17 protein-coding genes and 1 pseudogene are annotated in these 18,671 nt (G+C 71.6%); 4 read left to right on the forward strand and 14 right to left on the reverse strand.

The genetic code is table 11. The annotated features are described in order from the left end of the window. Window positions 1–20 precede the first annotated feature (20 nt). The 7 genes and pseudogenes from DFJ67_RS38430 to DFJ67_RS44235 all read right to left on the reverse strand — a co-directional run bounded on the left by DFJ67_RS38430 (window position 21) and on the right by DFJ67_RS44235 (window position 8,043). Window positions 21–1,256 carry a YibE/F family protein gene (locus DFJ67_RS38430; protein ID WP_116074080.1) on the reverse strand — a complete coding sequence of 412 codons (1,236 nt, stop codon included), beginning with the start codon at window positions 1,254–1,256 and terminating at the stop codon, window positions 21–23. A 1-nt stretch (window position 1,257) separates the two neighbouring features. Then, window positions 1,258–2,253 carry an NrfD/PsrC family molybdoenzyme membrane anchor subunit gene (nrfD, locus tag DFJ67_RS38435; protein WP_409362963.1) on the reverse strand — a complete coding sequence of 332 codons (996 nt, stop codon included), beginning with the start codon at window positions 2,251–2,253 and terminating at the stop codon, window positions 1,258–1,260. Then, entirely contained in the window at window positions 2,250–3,179 is a 930-nt protein-coding gene (locus DFJ67_RS38440) for a 4Fe-4S dicluster domain-containing protein (RefSeq protein WP_116074082.1), read from the reverse strand. Before DFJ67_RS38440 ends, nrfD begins: the two co-directional genes overlap by 4 nt. 11 nt (window positions 3,180–3,190) lie before the next feature. Continuing rightward, a pseudogene (gene fdh, locus DFJ67_RS38445) lies at window positions 3,191–6,436 on the reverse strand (formate dehydrogenase); the annotation flags it as partial. 44 nt (window positions 6,437–6,480) lie between these two features. Further along, a complete protein-coding gene (locus DFJ67_RS38455; protein WP_116074088.1) occupies window positions 6,481–7,017 on the reverse strand; it encodes a hypothetical protein in 537 nt (178 codons plus the stop codon). A 76-nt stretch (window positions 7,018–7,093) separates the two neighbouring features. Then, complete coding sequence (locus tag DFJ67_RS38460; RefSeq protein WP_239097480.1) at window positions 7,094–7,885, reverse strand: endonuclease domain-containing protein; 792 nt, start codon at window positions 7,883–7,885, stop codon at window positions 7,094–7,096. Next, the gene (locus DFJ67_RS44235; protein WP_239097481.1) at window positions 7,882–8,043 is read right to left on the reverse strand and encodes a hypothetical protein; all 162 of its coding nucleotides are present in this window, start codon (window positions 8,041–8,043) and stop codon (window positions 7,882–7,884) included. Before DFJ67_RS44235 ends, DFJ67_RS38460 begins: the two co-directional genes overlap by 4 nt. A 203-nt stretch (window positions 8,044–8,246) precedes the next feature. On the opposite strand from DFJ67_RS44235, the gene DFJ67_RS38465 reads away from it, so the two are divergent. Further along, window positions 8,247–9,155 carry a phosphatase PAP2 family protein gene (locus DFJ67_RS38465; protein ID WP_239097484.1) on the forward strand — a complete coding sequence of 303 codons (909 nt, stop codon included), beginning with the start codon at window positions 8,247–8,249 and terminating at the stop codon, window positions 9,153–9,155. Between the two features lie 11 nt (window positions 9,156–9,166). Here DFJ67_RS38465 and lon read toward each other — a convergent pair whose 3' ends face one another. The 5 genes from lon to DFJ67_RS38490 form a co-directional block, all read right to left on the reverse strand. Continuing rightward, window positions 9,167–11,485 carry an endopeptidase La gene (gene lon / locus DFJ67_RS38470; RefSeq protein WP_116074092.1) on the reverse strand — a complete coding sequence of 773 codons (2,319 nt, stop codon included), beginning with the start codon at window positions 11,483–11,485 and terminating at the stop codon, window positions 9,167–9,169. A 78-nt stretch (window positions 11,486–11,563) separates the two neighbouring features. Further along, window positions 11,564–12,454 (reverse strand): hypothetical protein, encoded by an 891-nt coding sequence (locus tag DFJ67_RS38475; protein ID WP_116074094.1) that lies wholly within the window; start codon window positions 12,452–12,454, stop codon window positions 11,564–11,566. A 41-nt stretch (window positions 12,455–12,495) separates the two neighbouring features. Then, window positions 12,496–12,999: a hypothetical protein gene (locus tag DFJ67_RS38480; protein WP_116074096.1), complete on the reverse strand. Its 504-nt coding sequence runs from the start codon at window positions 12,997–12,999 to the stop codon at window positions 12,496–12,498. 83 nt (window positions 13,000–13,082) lie between these two features. Next, a complete protein-coding gene (locus tag DFJ67_RS38485; protein WP_116074098.1) occupies window positions 13,083–13,487 on the reverse strand; it encodes a TIGR03668 family PPOX class F420-dependent oxidoreductase in 405 nt (134 codons plus the stop codon). Next, window positions 13,484–14,308, reverse strand: coding sequence for a TIGR03619 family F420-dependent LLM class oxidoreductase (locus tag DFJ67_RS38490; protein ID WP_116074099.1), 825 nt, complete (start codon window positions 14,306–14,308; stop codon window positions 13,484–13,486). Before DFJ67_RS38490 ends, DFJ67_RS38485 begins: the two co-directional genes overlap by 4 nt. 134 nt (window positions 14,309–14,442) lie before the next feature. Between DFJ67_RS38490 and DFJ67_RS38495 the strand changes: the two genes are divergently transcribed. The 3 genes from DFJ67_RS38495 to DFJ67_RS38505 are packed head-to-tail and all read left to right on the forward strand — an operon-like array spanning window position 14,443 to window position 16,099. After that, window positions 14,443–14,631 (forward strand): hypothetical protein, encoded by a 189-nt coding sequence (locus DFJ67_RS38495; protein ID WP_116074100.1) that lies wholly within the window; start codon window positions 14,443–14,445, stop codon window positions 14,629–14,631. Further along, window positions 14,631–15,596, forward strand: a complete 966-nt coding sequence (locus tag DFJ67_RS38500) for a golvesin C-terminal-like domain-containing protein (protein WP_116074102.1) — start codon at window positions 14,631–14,633, stop codon at window positions 15,594–15,596. The genes DFJ67_RS38495 and DFJ67_RS38500 overlap by 1 nt, the downstream gene beginning before the upstream one ends. Window positions 15,597–15,613: 17 nt before the next feature. Continuing rightward, the gene (locus DFJ67_RS38505) at window positions 15,614–16,099 is read left to right on the forward strand and encodes a DnaJ family domain-containing protein (protein WP_116074104.1); all 486 of its coding nucleotides are present in this window, start codon (window positions 15,614–15,616) and stop codon (window positions 16,097–16,099) included. Here DFJ67_RS38505 and DFJ67_RS38510 read toward each other — a convergent pair. Together DFJ67_RS38510 and DFJ67_RS44240 are read right to left on the reverse strand one after the other, a co-directional pair. After that, window positions 16,076–17,089 (reverse strand): hypothetical protein, encoded by a 1,014-nt coding sequence (locus DFJ67_RS38510; protein ID WP_147315778.1) that lies wholly within the window; start codon window positions 17,087–17,089, stop codon window positions 16,076–16,078. The genes DFJ67_RS38505 and DFJ67_RS38510 overlap by 24 nt on opposite strands. After that, the gene (locus DFJ67_RS44240) at window positions 17,031–17,810 is read right to left on the reverse strand and encodes a glycosyltransferase family 2 protein (RefSeq protein WP_244940454.1); all 780 of its coding nucleotides are present in this window, start codon (window positions 17,808–17,810) and stop codon (window positions 17,031–17,033) included. The genes DFJ67_RS38510 and DFJ67_RS44240 overlap by 59 nt, the downstream gene beginning before the upstream one ends. Between the last annotated feature and the right edge of the window lie 861 nt (window positions 17,811–18,671).

The raw sequence follows: 18,671 nt of genomic DNA on the forward strand, positions 1-18,671 counted from the left end.
TACAGATACGATATTTCCTCTTATCGAGGGTTGGGGTCGGCCAGTGCTTCCAGCACCTCGGAGCGGTCGGCGCGGGGCCTCGGTGGGCGCGGTGGGCGGGGTGGCCGGTGTGCGGCGGTTGCGACGAACGCGGCCAGTGCGGTGGTGACCGGCACGGCGGCGACCAGGCCGAGCGTGCCGACCACGCTGCGGACGATCTCCTGGGCGATGAACTCCGCGGTGAGCACCTCGCTGACGCCCCGGCCGCCGGCGATCACCAGCAGGAGCACGGGCAGGGAGGCACCGGCGTACGCCAGGACGATGGTGTTGACCGTCGAGGCGATGTGCGCGCGCCCGACGCGGGCGCCACCCCGGTAGAGCTCCCGCCGGGTCAGCGCGGGGTTGGCGCGGGCCAACTCGCCGACGGTGGCGGCCTGGGTCACCGTCACGTCGTCGAGCACGCCGAGCGAGCCGATGATGATGCCGGCCAGCAGCAGGCCGTGCAGGTCGACGTCGGCGTGCAGCAGGGAGAGGGTGATCGCGTTCTCGTCGCCATACCCGGTCAGGTGGGTCATGGCGATCGCCAGTGAGCCGATGGCTCCCGCGAGCACCAGGCTGACCAAAGTGCCGAGCACCGCGACCGAGGTCTGCGCGCTGATGCCGTGGGTCAGGTAGAGGACCACGAACATGATCAGGGCCGAGCCGGTGACCGCGATCAGCAACGGTGGACCGCCGCCCAGGATCGCCGGGAGCACGAAGAGCAGCAGCACCGCGAAGCTGACCGCGAGACCGGCCAGGGCCGCGAGGCCCCGCCAGCGGCCGAACGCGACGATCGCCGCCGCGAACGCCGCGACCAGCCAGAGCAGGGATGAGCCGCGCTGGTGGTCGGCGATCGTGTAGACGGTCAGGGTCGGGTCCTCGGCATCGGTCAGCGGGGTGACGAGCACCTTGTCGCCGACCTCGACGTGTGGTGCGCCGGGGCCGGTCGGGAGATCCGTGTCCTGCGTCTGCCCCGATTCGAGCCTCACCGTCGCCGTGCCGCACGGGCCGGGGTCGGGTGGGCCCTCCACGGTTGGCGGGCAGGCCTCCGTCACGACCTTGGTGACCGTGGCGTGGAAGCGCGGTACCGGGTCGACCTCCTTGACCTTGGCCACCGGGCCGGGCCAGAGCAGGACGGTGGCGATGCCGGTCGCCAGGAACGCCGGGATCAGGACGGCGGCGAGGATGACCCGCAGGCGGCGGGGCGCCCGCGGTGCGGGCGGATGGTCGTGCCCCAACTCAGCTGTCCTGGCGGGCGGCGATGCGTTCGCGCTGCGGCAGCACCGTGTATTTCGGGTCGGCGGCCGACGCCTTGCCGGCCTCGAAAACGCCGTAGCGGGTGGCCACCGAGCCGGCCAGCAGCGCCGCACCGGCCAGCGCCGACACCACCCGGCTGCGGGCACCGAGCAGCGCGCCGGCGGCACCGGCCGCGGTCAGCAGCCGGGCCGCGCGGAGCAGCTTTCCGGCCTTGCCCTGCCGGAACGGCTCGCTGAGTAGGCCCAGCTTGTGTTCGACGCCGTGCGTGGCGGTCAGTTCGAGCGCCGCGCCGGCCACCGCGAGCGTGCGCGCCGGGCCGGCCTGCGCGACCGGGGCGCCGATCAGGCCGGCCGCTCCGCCGCTGGCCAGCGCGCTGCCGGCGAAGACGAAGGGCAGCCGGGGGTAGGCCTCGTGCCAGGACGGCGTCGCCGTGTCGGACAGCAGCACGGCCGTGTAGGTGGCCAACGCCGGTGCGGTGGCCGCGGCGGCCAGCCCGCCGACCCGGCCGGCGACCGGCAGCGCGCGGGCGGCGAGCCCGACCACGCCGTCGCGCGGCAGCCAGGGCGCGGCCTCGGCGACCGCCGCCACGCCCGCCGCCGCGCCGAACGCGCTGAGGATCCAGGTGCCGACCGACATCGGGGAGGTCGGCTTGGCGACCCGGAGCATGTGGTGGAAGCGGGCGGGCCGGCCGAGGTCGTTGACCAGGAAGTAGGCGCTCGCGCCGAGGGCGGCCAGCGCGGTGACCCGGCCGGTGGTGCGCAGCGCCGGTCGGCCGGTCAGGTCGGCGCCGGCGGCGATCAGCGCGGAGCCGGCCGCCAGCCCGCCGGTGAACAGGTAGGCGGCGATGTCGTGCCGCCAGACCGGGGTCTTGACCACCTGCTGGCCGTAGTAGGACCGGAAGTCGGCCGGCGGCACCATCACCCGGTCGCCCTTGCCGCCCTTGCCCTTGCCGCCTTTGCGCCGCTCGCCTTCGCTCACGGCCGCCGGCCCAGGAAGGCCACGACCGCCGCGGCGGCCATCGTCAACGCTGCCACGCCCGCATGCTTCCACATGGATGGCAGGTCACGGGTGGTGACCACCGGATCCGGGGGCAGGCCGTAGACCTCGGGCTCGTCGAGCAGCAGGAAGAACGCGCCGTCGCCGCCGACGCCGTCGGACGGGTCGTGGCCGTAGAGCTTGGCCTCGGATACGCCCCGCTCGTGCAGCACCTCGACCCGCTTGGCGGCCCGGTCGCGGAGTTCGTCGAGCTCGCCGTATTGGATCGACTGGGTCGGGCAGGCCTGCGCGCAGGCGGGCGTCATGCCCTCGCCGATCCGGTCGTAGCAGAGCGTGCACTTCCACGCCCGGCCGTCGTCCTTGCGCTGGTCGATGACGCCGTAGGGACAGGCCGGGATGCAGTAGCCACAGCCGTTGCAGATGTCTTCCTGGACCACGACGGTGCCGAACTCGGTGCGGAACAGCGAGCCGGTCGGGCAGACGTCGAGGCAGGCGGCGTGCGTGCAGTGCTTGCACACGTTCGACATCATCAACCAGCGCAGGTCGCGGTCGTCGCGGCCGGTCGAGCCCGGCAGCGTCGACGACGGCATGCCGAGGAACTGGGTCGACACGGTCGCCTCGGCCTCGCGGAGCACGTCCATCGACGCCTCGCTGGGCGACTCCTGCTCGATGAACGCGACGTGCCGCCAGGTGTTGGCGGACAGGCCGCCGCTGTTGTCGTAGGACCGGCCGAGCAGATTCAAACCGTCTTCGGGGATGGCGTTCCACTCCTTGCAGGCCACCTCGCACGCCTTGCAGCCGATGCAGACGCTGGTGTCGGTGAAGAAGCCCATCCGGGGCGGCGCGTCGACGTAGCCCGCGTCCGGTGCCGGGTCGATCGGCCCGAAGAAACTGTTGGGACCGGCCATCATTCCCCCGTCTCGGGTGTCTCCAGCGGCGCGTAGTGCGAGGCGTCGAGCCCGGCCCGGCGCAGGTAGTCGGCGATGTAGTCGAGCAGGGCCGGGCCGGTCGGGCGGCGGCCGGGGCGGATGTCGCAGGTGCCGACCTTACTTTCCTGGATGAGCACGTTGGGGTCGAGCGTGATGCCGAAAAGGTCGTTGGCCGAGTCGCCGGTGGTCAGGCCGGAGCCACCCCAGTGGTAGGGCAGCCAGATCTGGTGGATCACCCGGCCGTCGATCCGCAGCGGGCGCAGCCGGGCGGTGACCATCACCCGGGCCTCGACGGCCGCCCGACCGGTGACCACGTGTGCCCAGCCCATGTGCTCGAGCCCGCGCTCCTCGGCCAGGGCCGGCGAGACCTCGACGAACATGGCCGGCTGGAGTTCGGAGAGGTAGGCGAGCTGGCGGCTCATCCCGCCCGCGGTGTGGTGCTCGGTGAGCCGGCTGGTGGTGAAGATGAACGGGAACACGTCGGAGTGCGCGTCCGGCGGCGACGGGTTGAGCAGGTTGTCGGGGCGGTCGTACACCTTGCGGGTGGGGTTGGCCTGTTGGGTGTAGAGCGGGTTGCGCAGCGGCGACTCGGCCGGCTCGTAGTGCGTCGGCAGCGGCCCGTCGATCAGGCCGGCCGGCGCGAACAGCCAGCCCTTGCCGTCGCCCTGCATGATGAACGCGTCGTCGCCGGCCAGACCGGCGATGCCACCGGTGCCGCGCTTCGGCCGGTGGGACGGGTCCTTGGTCTTCTCGAAGTCGGGCACGTCGTGGCCGGTCCACTCCCCCTTGTCCGGGTCCCACCAGACGTAGGCCTTCTTCTCGCTCCACGGCACGCCCTGCGGGTCGGCCGACGCGCGGTTGTAGAGGATGCGCCGGTTGGCCGGCCAGGCCCAGCCCCACTCCGGCGCGACCCAGCTCTGCTCCGAGCCGGGCTTGCGGCGCGCGGCCTGGTTGACCCCGTCGGCGAACACCCCGCTGTAGATCCAGCAGCCGCAGGCCGTGGAGCCGTCGTCCTTGAGCGCGGTGAAGCCGGGGACGGGTTTGCCGTTGGCGACCTCGTACCCGTTGATCTCCTTGAGCACCGCCTCGGCGCTGGGCTCGTCGTGCTGCCCGCTGATCGGGTAGTTCCAGGCCAGGTCGAGGACCGCGCGATCGCGCTCCAGTGTGGACGTGGCCAGCCGCTCCCGGACCAGCCGGCCCAGGTGGTAGAAGAACCACAGCTCCGAGCGGCAGTCCTGCGGCGGGTCGACGGCCTTCTCCCGCCACTGGAGCATCCGCTGGGTCTGCGTGAAGGTGCCTTCCTTCTCCACGTGCGACGCCGCCGGCATGAAGAACACCTCGGTGCGGCAGTCTTCGGTGACGATCTCGCCGGTCTCGATCTCGGGCGAGTCCTTCCAGAAGGTGGCGCTCTCGATCATGTAGAGGTCGCGGACCACCAGCCAGTCGAGGTTGGCCATGCCGAGCCGCTGGGCGCGGCCGTGCGCCGAGCCGACCGCCGGGTTCTGGCCGAGCAGGAAGTAGCCCTTCACCTTCCCGTCGATCATGTTCAGCACCTGCTGGTAGGTGCCGTGGTCGCCGGTCAGCCGGGGCAGGTAGCCGTACCCCCAGTTGTTCTCCGGTGTGGCGTTGTCGCCGAAATAGGCCTTGAGCAGGCTGACCGCGTAACTGCGGGCCTGCGACCAGAAACCCTTCTGACCCGGGTGCCTTATCGAGTCGACCCAGAGGCTGAACGTCTCGTGCTGCTTGTAGTGCGGCATCGGCAGGTAGCCCGGCAACAGGTTGAACAGCGTCGGGATGTCGGTGGAGCCCTGGATGCTGGCGTGCCCGCGCAGCGCCATGACGCCGCCACCGGGCCGGCCCATGTTGCCGAGCAGGAGCTGGATGATCGCGCCGGCCCGGATGTATTGCACCCCGACGCTGTGCTGGGTCCAGCCGACCGAGTAGACCAACGCCGTGGTGCGCTCGCGCCCCGAGTTGCGGGTCCACGCCTCACAGACCTTCTGAAACTGCTCCGGGGGTACGCCGCAGACGCGCTCGACCACCTCCGGGGTGTAGCGGGCGTAGTGCCGCTTGAGGATCTGGTAGACGCAATGCGGATCCTGGAGCGTCTCGTCGCGCTCGGAGATGTTGCTGACCGGGGCACCGTGCGACTCGTGCCGCAGCGCCGCACCGGTCTCCCGCTGGGTGTGCATCTCACCGTGGGTCGGCACGCGCGTGTCGTGGCCCTGGTATTGCCAGCTCTTCGGGTCGTAGGTGCCGGTCTCCTCGTGGTAGCCGGAGAACAGCCCGTCGAGGTCCTCGGTGTCCAGGTAGTCGTCGCGGATGATGGTGGCCGCGTTGGTGTAGGCGAGCACGTACTCCCGGAACTCGAGCTCGTTCTGCAGGATGTAGTTGATCACCCCGCCGAGGAACGCGATGTCGGAGCCGACGCGCAGCGGCACGAACTGATCCGCCAGCGCGCTGGTCCGGGTGAACCGCGGGTCGACATGGATCACCGTCGCACCGCGCTTCTTCGCCTCCATCACCCACTGGAACCCGACCGGGTGTGCCTCGGCCATGTTGGACCCTTGGATGACGATGCAGTCGGCGTTAGCCAGGTCCTGCTGGAACCCGGTGGCCCCGCCACGGCCGAAGCTGGTCCCCAGACCGGGGACGGTGGAGGAGTGTCAAATACGCGCCTGGTTCTCGATCTGGATAGCGCCCATCGCGGTGAACAACTTCTTGATCAGATAGTTCTCTTCGTTGTCCAGCGTGGCGCCACCCAGGCTCGAGATGCCCAGGGTCCGGTTGAGCGGCCGGCCGTCGTCGGCCTTGTCTTCCCACGTGTCGGCGCGGGCCTTGACCACCCGGTCGGCGATCATCTCCATCGCCGTGTCGAGGTCGAGCTCTTCCCAGTCTTTCGCGTAGGGCCGGCGGTAGAGCACCGTGCGGATCCGCCGGTCGCTGGTCACCAGGCTCTTGCTGGCCGACCCTTTGGGGCAGAGCCGGCCGCGCGAGATCGGGCTGTCCGGATCACCCTCGATCTGGGTGACCTCGCCATCCTTGACGAACACCCGCTGCCCACACCCGACGGCGCAGTAGGGACACACGGATTTCGCGACGGAGTCGGCCTCTTTGGTGCGCGGGGTGAGGCTCTCGGTGCGCGCGGAACGGGCGGCATGCCCCCGCCCAAGCGGGTCAGTGCCCGTGAGCTGCCGGTAAACCGGCCACCCCTCGATCCACGTCCGGACCCCCACGCACTCACCCTAGATCAGGGTCGCTCGGCACGCACGGGTTGCGCCTACCGCCAACCTGCGGGCAACCACGGGCGCCCGGGCGCTTCGGCCACCGGCCACTGCGATGGCTCATCGGCCGCCAGATCCTCCGCCTCCGCCACCCTGAGCTGGACCCGACAGGCGCGGATGAACTCCTGCTCGGCCTCTCGCATCCGCTCCCCGGGCGGCGCCCCACCGAACTCGGCCGCACGGGGATCCTCATGCCCCTCGGCAACCCGCAGCACCGCCCACGCGTGCCGGATCATCATCCGCGCCGCCCGCTGCACCCGCACGTTGCCAACCAAGCGCAACTGCACGAGCAGTGCGCCCATTGCTTCCCGCTCCGTCTCGATGGTGACCCGGTGCGCATCACCATCCACTGCGGAGCCCAGGCGCCCGACCAGGCGTTGGTATCGCTGACACGCCGATACGAAGTCGATGCTCAGCGAAGCATCCCACCGGGTCCGCAGAATGTGGCGCTCCTTGCGCCGCTCAACGAGCTGACCCGGAACGAACCCAGCGATCAAACCGGACACCAGGGCGACAACCGGCAGCCAAGACATCGACCCATCCTGCCGGAGTGCGCGCGTCTCTTCGAGATCTAGGAAAAGCGATGTAGCTATAGCTACATCGGTTTTCCTAGATCTCAGGGAAGCCGCGCGAGCGGAGCGCGCGCATCAGCTGGGCTGCCACTTCCTGGGGGTTTTGTCGGATTTGGGTTGCTGGGAAGCGGAGGACTATGTCGCCGGCTATCCAGAGGTCGTTCTGGCGGCGCATGTCTGACGCCCACTGGCCGACGTCCGTGTGGTGGCCGCCGTCTACCTCGACGTGGATGCCGAAGTGCTCCCAGTACGCGTCCAGGTAACGAACGCGGCCGGCGGCGTCGGTGCGTTTGCGTTGGAGGTCCGGCCTGGGTAGGCCGAATGCGCGGCAGAGCCGGACGAAGTCGATCTCCGCGAGGGAACTGGCGCCGCCGGCGGCGTCGGTCGCCGTAGTGAGCACCAACTGGCGACGCCGTGCGCGCGGCATTCTGGCGGCGACCGCGAGGATCTCCGCCGGGGTCGCTCGGCCCTGCTGACACGCGGCGGCGATGACCGCCCGGGCCTCGTCGTCGTTCGGCGCCCACTGTGCCGCATCGACCACCGACCGCGCCATGGTCGTGCGGTCCGGGCGGGCCGGTTGCCGATCCTCGTCCGGCAGACTCGTCGTGCGGCGCACCTTGACAGCGGGAAGGTCGGCGGGCAGCCGCCGCAGGAGGTTCGGCGGCCTTCGATCGCCCGGAACGAGAACGTCCAGGGCAGTGCGCTGCCACCGTCCACGCAGGCCGCCGGCGGTGGCGGCGGCGATGCCCGCGAGCAACGCACCGGGGCCCGCCGCGAGAACGGCCGCCCAGGCATGTTGTTCCGGTCCGAGCGGGCCCGGCCGCGTCACGAGTAGACCGACCGAGGGCGGCGCCAGCGATTCGTCGCCACCCGATGGCGCACCGCACCCACCCCCAGGTGGGCAACCGCCTGCCGAAACGTGAGGACGCCGGCCTGTTCGAAGAGCAGCCAGTCCAAGGGCGTGGCGTCGTCGGTGGGGATGGGCATCGGATCAGTAGAGCCACGCGGCCCGTTGGGCGCTGTCCCGGTGCGGCGAGGTGTTGTGACAGAACCATGACATGTCGCGGACGGGATACGGATGGGGGCGGCCCAGGATGGGCAGGGTGCAGACCTCCGCTGACGCCAGACGCCGACTGTTCGCGGCCGCCGCTGTTTGTGCTGTCGGGTTTGGGGCTACCTGGTTGCTGTTCGTGCGGACCTCGGCCGGGCAGTGGCTCGACGGTGCGCTGCTCCCCCGCGCCGAGCGGGGTGGTGGCTATGCCTCGCCGACCATGCTCGCCGGGCCGGCCGACCTGGTGCTGGGGCGGTTCGGCAACCCGCTGCTGATCGGGCTGCTCGTCATCGTGATCGTCATGGTGGGCGTGCTCGCCGGGCGGATTCGGGCGGCGGTCGTCGCCTTCCTGCTGTTCGTGTGTGCCGCGGGCGGTGCCGGGCTGGCCAAGCAGGTGATCAGCCGGCCGGAGCTCGGCGTCGTCGGCTCGTCGACGCACAACAGCTTCCCCAGCGGACACGCGGCCGTCGCCGCCGCGCTGCTGCTGAGTGTCCTGTTGGTGGTGCCGCCCCGGGCGCGGGTGTGGGTAGCGGTGCCCGGTGCCATGGGGGCATCGGGCATCGCCGCGGCCACGATGGTCGCGGGCTGGCACCGGTTCAGCGACGTGGTCGGCAGCCTGCTGCTGGTCGCCACGCTGTACTTCCTGGCGGCCGCGGTCCTGAACCGCTGGCTGGCCGCACCCGCGCCCGGCGCCGCGCCACCAGCCGGGGTCGCACCACCACTACCCCGAGCCGTGCCACCGACCGGGGCCGCGCCACCACCAGTCCGAGCCGCGCCCGCCGCCGGAGCCGCGCCGGCAGCCGACACCGAGCGACTGTCCGCCGGCAACGGGGTCGCGCTGGTGTCCGGCGGGACGTTGCTGATGGTGCCGCTGCTCGCCGTCGCCCCCGACGCGGGTGTGCCGCTGGTCGCCGCCATCGCGGCCATCATCGGCCTGACCATGGCGGTCGTCTGGGTCGCCCTGCGGCTCACCCGGCCGACGGCCAACGCACCAGAGGCGGACAAGACGAAGCCGCCCAGGGCGTACGTACACCCTGGGCGGCTTTGATCTTCTTGCGGTTAGGCGGCCGTGAGGAGCTCGCGCTCGTCGGCGGGGCGCAGGGCCAGGGCCAGCACGTCGCTCACATCACCGAGCACGTGGATGGTCAGGGCGTCGCGCACCTCCTGCGGCAGGTCGTCGAGGTCCGGCTCGTTGCGGGCCGGGACGATGACCTCGGTCAGGCCCGCCCGGTGTGCGGCCAGCAGCTTCTGCTTGACGCCACCGATGGGCAGGACCCGGCCGGAGAGGGTGACCTCGCCGGTCATGCCGAACTCCGGACGCACCGGGCGACCGGTTGCCAGCGACGCCAGGGCGGTGACCATCGTGATGCCCGCGGACGGGCCGTCCTTCGGCACCGCACCCGCCGGCACGTGCAGGTGGATCCGCTTCGCGGCGAGCTGGTTGGGGTCGATGCCCAGCCGCTTGCCGTTGGAGCGCAGGTAGGACAGCGCGATGTGCGCCGACTCCTTCATGACGTCGCCGAGCTGACCGGTCAGGGTCAGGCCGGGCTCGCCCTCCATCGAGGTCGCCTCGATGAACAGCACGTCACCACCCGCACCGGTGACCGCCAGGCCCGTTGCCACGCCCGGGGTCGCCGTGCGCTCCGCCGACTCCGGCGTGAACCGGGGACGGCCGAGGTAGGTCTTCAGCTCCTCGACGTCGATGTCGACCTTGTCCGACGACGCCGCCAGCGAGACCGCCACCTTGCGCAGGATCTTGGCGAACGCCCGCTCGAGCTGCCGGACGCCGGCCTCGCGGGTGTGCTCGGCGGCGATCGCACCGATGGCGGCGTCGGTGATCGACACCTCCTCGGCGGTCAGGCCGGCGCGCTCCACCTGGCGCGGCCACAAGTGGTCGCGGCCGATGGCCACCTTCTCCTCCTCGGTGTAGCCGTCGAGCGTCACGAGCTCCATCCGGTCCAGCAGCGGGCCAGGGATGTTCTCGACGACGTTGGCGGTCGCGAGGAACAGCACGTCCGAGAGGTCGAGGTCGACCTCCAGGTAGTGGTCGCGGAAGGTGTGGTTCTGCGCGGGGTCGAGGACCTCGAGCAGCGCCGCGGCCGGGTCACCGGAGTAGCCCACGGCGATCTTGTCGACCTCGTCGAGCAGGACGACCGGGTTCATCGAACCGGCCTCCTTCAGCGCCCGGACGATCCGGCCCGGAGCCGCGCCGACGTAGGTGCGCCGGTGGCCACGGATCTCGGCCTCGTCACGGATGCCGCCGAGGCTGACCCGGACGAACTTGCGGCCCAGGGCCCGCGCCACGGACTCACCGAGGCTGGTCTTGCCGACGCCGGGAGGCCCACCGAGGGCGAGCACCGCGCCGGAGCCACGACCGCCGACGACCTGGAGGTTGCGCTCCGCGCGACGGTTGCGGACCGCCAGGTATTCGAGGATTCGGTCCTTCACGTCGGACAGCCCGGCGTGGTCGGTGTCGAGCACCTCGCGCGCCGCGATCAGGTCGGTGTTGTCGTCGGTCGTCGTTGACCAGGGCATTTCGAGTACGGTGTCGAGCCAGGTGCGGATCCAACCGCTCTCGGGCGACTGGTCACTGGCCCGCTCGAGCCGGCCGACCTCGCGCATCGCGGCCTCGCGGACCTTCTCGGGAAGGTCGGCGGCCTCGACGCGGGACCGGTAGTCGGCCGAGCCGTCGGGCTCGTCTTCGCCCAGCTCCTTGCGGATCGCGGCCAGCTGCTGGCGGAGCAGGAACTCGCGCTGCGACTTCTCCAGGCCCTCGCGGACGTCGTTGGCGATGCCCTCGTTGACCTCCTGCTCGGCGAGGTAGTCGCGCACCCAGCCGACGAGGAGCTCGAGGCGGGCGGTGACGTCCTGCGCGTTCAGCAGTTCGATCTTCTGCTCGAGCGTGAGCCACGGCGCGTAACCGGCGGAGTCGGCCAGCTCGGACAGGTCGGTCATCCGCTCGACGGCGTCGATGACCTGCCAGGCGCCGCGCTCCTGGAGCAGCGACTTGACCAGGGCCTTGTATTCGGTGGCGAGCTCGCGGGCCTTGCCGGCCGGCGGGGTCTCGTCCAGCTCGGTGGCCTCGACCCAGAGGGCGGCGCCGGGACCGGAGACGCCGGAACCGACCTTCGCCCGGGAAAGGCCACGGATGACGGCGGCGGGCTCGCCACTGGGCAGGCGGCCCACCTTCTCGATCAGCGCCATGACGCCGACCGACCCGTACTCGCCGTCGACACGGGGCACGGCAAGCACGCGGTTGTCGCCGGAGGCGCGTGCGGCGTCGACGGCGGCCTGAGTGTTGTTATCGAGGGTGACCGGGATGGTCATGCCAGGCAGCAAGACGGCATCGGTCAACGGCAGGACGGGAAGAGTTGCCATGTACGTACTCAAGTTACAAAGCATGCACTCTGTTCCCGGGCCGCGATGTGACCCAGGCCACTCGTTATTTGGGGGCGTTCATCCCATTTTCTCCACGGGTACGCCGGTGAATAGCTGAAGGACCACCCGGTCGCCGAGCGGCCGGCGGAGCGGGATCGTCAGCTGTTGGACACCGGCGGGGCAGTCATCGGGGCCTTCTTTCTCGTAGTAGCGGATCGTGGCGAGCAGCACCACGACCGCGCGCGCCGACTCGACCGCCTCGCCCGTGTAGTCGGCACCGCAGGGCTTGTCCGCGCCGTAGGGCGCGGCCGGGAAGACGACAGCGAGGGCGGGACCGTCGACCGGGTCGGCGCGCTCGATCCAGCTTCCGGCGTTTTGCCCCTCGGGCCGGCCGAACGCCTCGAGCTCGGTGACGGCGCTGTCGGGAACCGCGACGGCGACGAGCCGGACCGCGCTGCCTTCGAGGCGGAGCTCCCAGGCGGGCGCGGTGGCCCGGCCGCCGACCGTGCCGAGAGCGGCGCTGACTAGGCGGGCGCCGGCCACCCGCAAGGGGCTGCAGGTCGGGCAGGCGCTCGGTGCGTCCCGCATCGCGAGGCGCTTCGCGCGGTCGAGGGTCTCGGCGGCGGACAGCGGCCGCACCGGCCGGGTGCGGCCGTCGTGGAGCCGGACGTCGCGGCGGTCGGGCGCGGCGGGCAGCGCGCCGGCCGCCTCGACCAGGCCGGCGAGCAGCGCCGCCTTGCTGTCGCCGAGGGCGGGCTCCCAGTCGCCCACCTGGCGGAAAGCGCCGAGGGGTTGGTAGACCGTGATCTCGTTGCTGGTGGCCGCGCGGTCCCAGCGGGCGAGGACGTTGTCGGCGGTCGGCCGCACCGTCGCCAGCGTCGCCTCGGGATCGAGCTCGCGTGGGCCGGCCGTGGCACAGCCCGCCGCCACCACCAGGGCGAGCACGGGCACGATGCGTAGCCACCGCATCCACCCAGGATGGCAGTCGTGCGATGAGGACGCTGCCCCGGCTACCGCTCCGCCGGCACCGCCCGCGGGCTGGCCTCCACCCGGTGGATGGCGCGGAGGGCGAGCAGCAGCGGGATGACGCCGACCACGCCGAACGAGATGTCGATCAGGCGCCATTCCCACGGGATGCCGCGCAGCGGGCCCGCGATCAGCGCAAGCGGCACGATCGCGAGGCAGGCGATGACTCCGAAGTGGATGACCCAGATGTTGCGTACGGGATCCCGCAGCGGCCCCCAGAACGCGACCGCGATGACGAGGTGGGCGAACGCCAGCCAGTCTGTGCCGTACGCGATGAAGGGGTAACGATCGTTGGTCTCCCGCAGGCCGGCGTGAACCCGGTCGACCCAGAGCACCACGCCGTCGGGTGTCACGGTGCCCAGCCAGCCATCGAGCAGCCGGCTCGCGAGGCGCAACTCGGTCTCCAGCGGGAAGGCGGTCAGCCCGCTCACGACCAGACCCGCGATGAAGAGGACGAGCCAGAAGCGGGCCGTTCTGATGTCGCGCACGTCGGCGAGCGTAGCTACGGGTGCGGGCCCCGCCGGGTCTCCTTACCGAACCCGCTCGGAACGTTCACGGCATCCGCACATGATCAGGCCGCCGACCAGCCGGTCCAGCGGGCGACATCGACCGCCAGCACGTCGCCGCGCAGGGCGAAGGACGGGTAGCGATCTCCCAGCAGGGCTGCCGCCCGCCCGGCCGACGCTGACGAACCCGGCAGGATCCGGGCGACGCCATCGGCGCGGACCCACCACAGCTGGGACCAGTCGTCGTCGTAGTGGTCGACCAGCAACGACACCCGCGGGTTGGCCGCCACGTTGGCCAACCGGCGCAGGGCCGTCGTGCGTTTGGGCTTGGCGTCGACGGCGGTGTAGACCACGTCGCCAGCGATGGCGAACGTCACCGGGACCTGGTGCGGTTGGCCTTCCGCGGAGACGGTCGCGAGATAGGCGACCCGGGCCGCCGTGAAGCGGCCGCGGGCCTCGGCGGGTGTCACTCCGGGTTGTATTCCGCGATCGCCGTCTCCCACTCGTCGAACGCCCGCTCGACCCGGCTGCGCGGCCCCGACGGGAACCAGCGCGCCACCCGGCGTACGCCGGCGTCGCGGAGTTGGGCGAAGATCTTGGGGTCGGCGGGGACGCTCATCACCTGGACCTCGATCGGCCGCTCGGCGCGGGCCTGGAGTTCGGCGATCCGGTCGAGGATGCCGTCGTGGTAGTTGGGGAACCACGCGTCGCCGAATGCCAGCACGCGGTCGAGGACCGTGGGGCCGGTGCCGCCGACCAGGATCGGCGGGTGGGGCTTCTGGGCCGGCTTCGGCCACGACCAGATGTTCTCGAAGGTGACGTAACGGCCGGCGTAGCTGGCCTCCTCGTTGGTCCAGATCTCCTTCATCGCCTCGACGCGCTCCTTCAGCACCCGCATCCGCACTCGCGGGTCGGTGCCGTGGTTGCGCATCTCGGTGCGGTTCCAGCCCGCTCCGACGCCGAACTCGAGGCGGCCGCCGGAGAGGTGGTCGACGCTCGCGACCGCCTTCGCCGTGGTGATCGGGTCGCGCTCGATGACCAGGCAGATGCCGCTGGCGACGCGCAGCCGGCTGGTCGCGGCGGCCGCGGCGGTCAGGGCGACGAACAGGTCGTAGGTCTTCCAGTATTTGTTGGGCAGCGGCTGGCCGGGGTAGCGATCCGTCTCGGCCGCCGGGATGTGCGTGTGCTCGGCGAAGTAGATCGCGTCAGCGCCGCGCTCCTCGGCCAGGCGGGCGACCTCGCCGGGCTTCATGCCGTCGTACGTGGGGAAGTAACCGATTCCGAACTCCATATGAATGGTCTACCACGACGCCATTGAAGATATCTTTCAGCATCCACCAAGAGATCGGCAACTATCGACATAGACAGTCTTCACGGTATAGCGTGCGCCTCACCTGCCTCACCCGCGCCGATTGAAGGAGCGTCGTGACCGAAAACCCACCCCACCGGCTGCGCCGACGGGCGCTGCTCGGCGTGCCGGCTCTGGCCGCCGCAGCGGTGACCATCGCCGCCCGCCCGGCCGCCGCCGCGGCCGCACCCACCGCCCGCGCGGCCGCACCCGAGTGCGTCGCCGACCTGATCACCGCCGAGCCCAGCCTGGCCAGGGGTGCCTGATGCCCAACGTTCCCTGGCTCCTGGACGTGTTGCGCGGCGCCGGCGTGTCCGTCGTGACCGAGGGCGACTGGGTCAACCGCTACCGGCCCGGCTCGTTCGACCCGATCGGGGTGCTCTGGCACCACACCGCGGCGACGTCGAGCGCGAGCAACCCGCACCCGGCGCTCAACGTCTGCATCAACGGCCGGCCCGACCTGACCGGGCCGCTGTGCCAGGCGCTGGTCGACTACAACGGCGTCTTCCACCTGATCTCCGCCGGCCGGGCCAACCACGCCGGCGCGAGCCGCGGCAGCGGGCCGATCCCCGCCGGTGACGGCAACACGCTGATGATCGGCTGGGAGATCGACTACAACGGCGTCAACCAGGAGATGACGGCGGCGCAATACAACGCGTCGATCGCCGCCACCGCCGCGGTGCTGACCCGGCTCGGCCGCAACTCCAGCTATGCCCGGGGCCACCGGGAGACCAGCACGACCGGCAAGATCGACCCGTCGTTCATCGACCTCGACGTGATGCGCGCCGACGTGGCCGCCAAGATGTCCGGCGGTGGCGGCACCTGGTCGTCCATCGTGGACAACACGACCGCCGGCCGGTTCACGGCGAGCGCCAACTGGGGCACGTCGTCCTACTCGACCCAGCGCTACGGCAGCGACTACCGGTTCGCCGACCCGGTGGCCGCCAGCGACCCGGCCTGGTTCAAGTTCGCCGTCCCGACGGCCGGCTCCTACCGGGTCGACGTCTGGTATGCCGCCAATGCCGGCTACAACACCGCGGCGCCCTACATCGTCGCCACGAGCAACGGCAATCAGACGGTCAACGTCGATCAGCGTACGGGCGGCGGCGCCTGGCGTTCGATCGGCACGTTCAGCCTCCCGGCGGGCGACGCCAACCGGGTCGCGGTCAGCCGCTGGACCTCCGGGACCGGCCTGGTGATCGCCGACGCGGTTCGGCTCACCCGGCTCTGACCCGCTATCTTTGATCGGTGAGCGACCGGATCGAGTCCCTCATCGACGCGCGGATCCGTGCGGCCCGGGAGAACGGCGAGTTCGACGATCTCCCGGGCGCCGGCAAGCCGCTGCCCGGCCACGCCGAGCCCTATGACGAGCAGTGGTGGCTCAAGGAGTTCGCCCGCCGCGAGGGCATCTCCGCCGCGGCCCTGCTGCCGCTGTCGGTGCAACTGGCCCGGCTGGTCGAGCAGTTGCCCGACGAGGTGCGCCGGCTCCCCTCCGAGCAGCGGGTCCGCGAGACGGTGGCCGACCTCAACCGCGAGATCCTCGACTACCAGATCCACCCGTCGCAGCCGTTCCTCCCGATCAAGCGGGTCGACGTCGAAGCGATGGTGACGCTCTGGCGCGAGGCCCTGGAGGCCCGCTTCGAGGCGGCCCGCCAACAGCCGCCGCCCGCCGCCGACCGTAGGAAACGGCGGTGGCTGCGACGCGGCCGGTCAGAGACCCCAGACCACCCGTAGCCAGTCCTCGTAGGCCGCGCTGGTCGGCGGCCACGACAGGGCCAGCGCCCACTGCGCCAGCGCCACCGCGCCGAGGAACGTCGCGAGCCGGCGGCTCGGCGACCTCGGCACCGCGACCAGGGCGACGACCGTCAGCAGCAGGTAGGCCGTGACCCCGGACGACGGCAGGCCGGCCAGCAGGCCCACGAGGATTCCGAGCACGGGCACGACGTAGCCGGCCAGGGCGCGTGGGCGGCGTACCGCGAAGAGAACCCCGACCGCCACGTAGAGCGGGGTGTGCGCGACAGCCAGCAACGTACCCTCGAAGGCCGGCCCGAAGGCCGGGTCGAGGCCGAGGTCGCCGACGCCCGTGAAGATCCAGTCCAGGAACGCCCAGCCCGCCAGCGCCGCCAGCGCCGGGAAGCTCAGCACCAGCCAGGTCGCCGGCTCGGCGCGGCCGCGTTCGGCGGCCACGAACGGCGCCACCACGCCCAGCGCGACCGCGAAGACGACGGCCAGCGGGGTGCACAGCGCCGCGGCGGCGAGCAGCAGGCCGGCGTGGAACGCGCCCTCGGTCTGGCCGGCCACCGCGAACTGGACGAACGCCTCCAGCGCGAACGCGAGGAACGCCACGGTGAGGATCGCGGTCAGGTCCTGCGAGCCGGCGAACCCCATGGCCGGCACCAGCAGCGGCACCGCGATCCGGACCGGCACGTTCCAGCCGATCAGCCGCTCCCCCAGCGCCGCCAGCACGATCCCGGTGACCAGGCAGGTGGCGAGGCTGACGCCGACGGCACCACCGGGCACCAGGCCCGCGATCAGCGCGGGCAGCGGCGCAAGCCCGTCGGTCCGGGTGTCGAACCCCGTGGCGAACAGCGTCAGGCCCGCGAAGGGCAGGGCCAGCCCGAGGCGCAGCAGCCACCGCGTACCCGCGGTGTGCGGCCAGCGCTGCTCAGCCCAGGTCTGCCGTTGCCACCGACCGGTCACCACTGTGGACTGTGCGACTGCCATGGGTGCTCTTCTCCCCGTCGGATCTGCGGACGAGCGACTGCCAGAGCGCCCGGTAGGTGTCGGCGGTGCGGCGCGACGAGTGGAGCGGGCTCAGCAACGCCCGCGCCACCAGCCGGTAGTGGCGCCGGTGGAACGCGGCCATCATGGAGGTGTAGATCGTCAGGGCGACGCCGCCGAGCAGGCTGGCCAGCGCGGTGCCGAGCACCCACCCCGGGAGCACCCCGTCGAGCAGATGAACCGGCAGCAGGAGGGCCGCGACGAACACGAGGTAGAGGACGGGGCTCAGCAGCACCGCCGCCGATGGACCGCCGGTCAGCAGGAGGAAGCCGAGCGCGCGCCGCGCGCCGAGTGCCCGGAACGGGGCGCGCGGGCGAGGCACCGACGCCGGCTGGAAGGTGGTGCTGTCGAGCGCGCCGACCCGCAGGCCCGCCGCGGCGACGCGGACACCCAGATCGGCGTCCCACCCACCGAGCCGGCGCAGCGCGTCGGTGCGGAAGTGGCTCGAGGTCGCGCGCACCGGGACGTCGTCGAGGCCGGGCAGCAACTGGTCGAGCGCCGCCTGCACACCGACCGTGCCCGCGCCGGCGTGGTGCAACGCCGCGGCCGCCTTGCGGAGTTGGTCGGGCTCGGGCCGGTCGGCCGCACCGTAGGACACCACGTGCGAACCACGCGCGAACGACAGCCCGACCCCGGTCGCCGCCGCACCGGCCGGCACGAGCACGAAACTTCGTCGTCGCCGGCGGCTCGGCGGCGTGCGCGGCGTCGATGGTCTCGTGGTCGTCTTCCGCGAGCAGCAGGATGATCTCCAGCTTCGCGGCCGGATAGTCGATCGCGCCGAGGTTGGCGATCAGGTCGGGCACCGCGTCGGCGTCGTCGAGAAGCGGAACCACCACGGTGTACGCCGGCAGGTCGCGCTCGTCGAGTGCCGCCGTCACCGGCCGCCCGGCCCGCGCACCACGCAGGCAGACCGCGAACGTGAACCCGGCATAGAGCAGATAGCCCGCGCTGGCCAGCAGCACGAGCGCGGCGATCGCCGGCCCAGTCGCGAAAATCAGGGCCAGCACCGCCACCGCGATGACCAGCCAGGCCCGGTTGAACCCACCCGAGGTGGAGAGCGCCGGCGTTGGCGACGGGCGATAGGCCCGCTGGATGGCCTCGTCGAGGTCCCAGTCGGTGGTCACGCCGACGCAGACCGGCACGCCGACCGCCGCCTCGATCATCGCCACCCGTTCCGGCGTGGGCTCCTGGGAGGTGGCCACCAGCACGTAGCCCTCGTCGTCGTGGTGCAGCGGCAGCCAGGCGTCGCGGAACAGCATCGCCGGGTCGTGCCGCGGCAGGTCGGGGTCGAGCCACTCGGTGCTGACGTCGAGATAGCCGCAGTTCCAGGCGGCCGCCAAGGTCCGGAACAGGTCGCGCCGCGCCAGCACGCCGTTGGCCACCAGCACCGAACCAAGCGGTGCACCACAACGGTCGGCTGAGGTTTCGGCTTCGGCGAGTTGCTCCGGGGTGACCAGCCCGGCGTCGAGCAGCAGCGGCCCCAGCGACTCCGGATGCACCATGGCCCGATGCTCCCGCATAGCCG

Source organism: Asanoa ferruginea, assembly GCF_003387075.1.
Lineage (GTDB): Bacteria > Actinomycetota > Actinomycetes > Mycobacteriales > Micromonosporaceae > Asanoa > Asanoa ferruginea.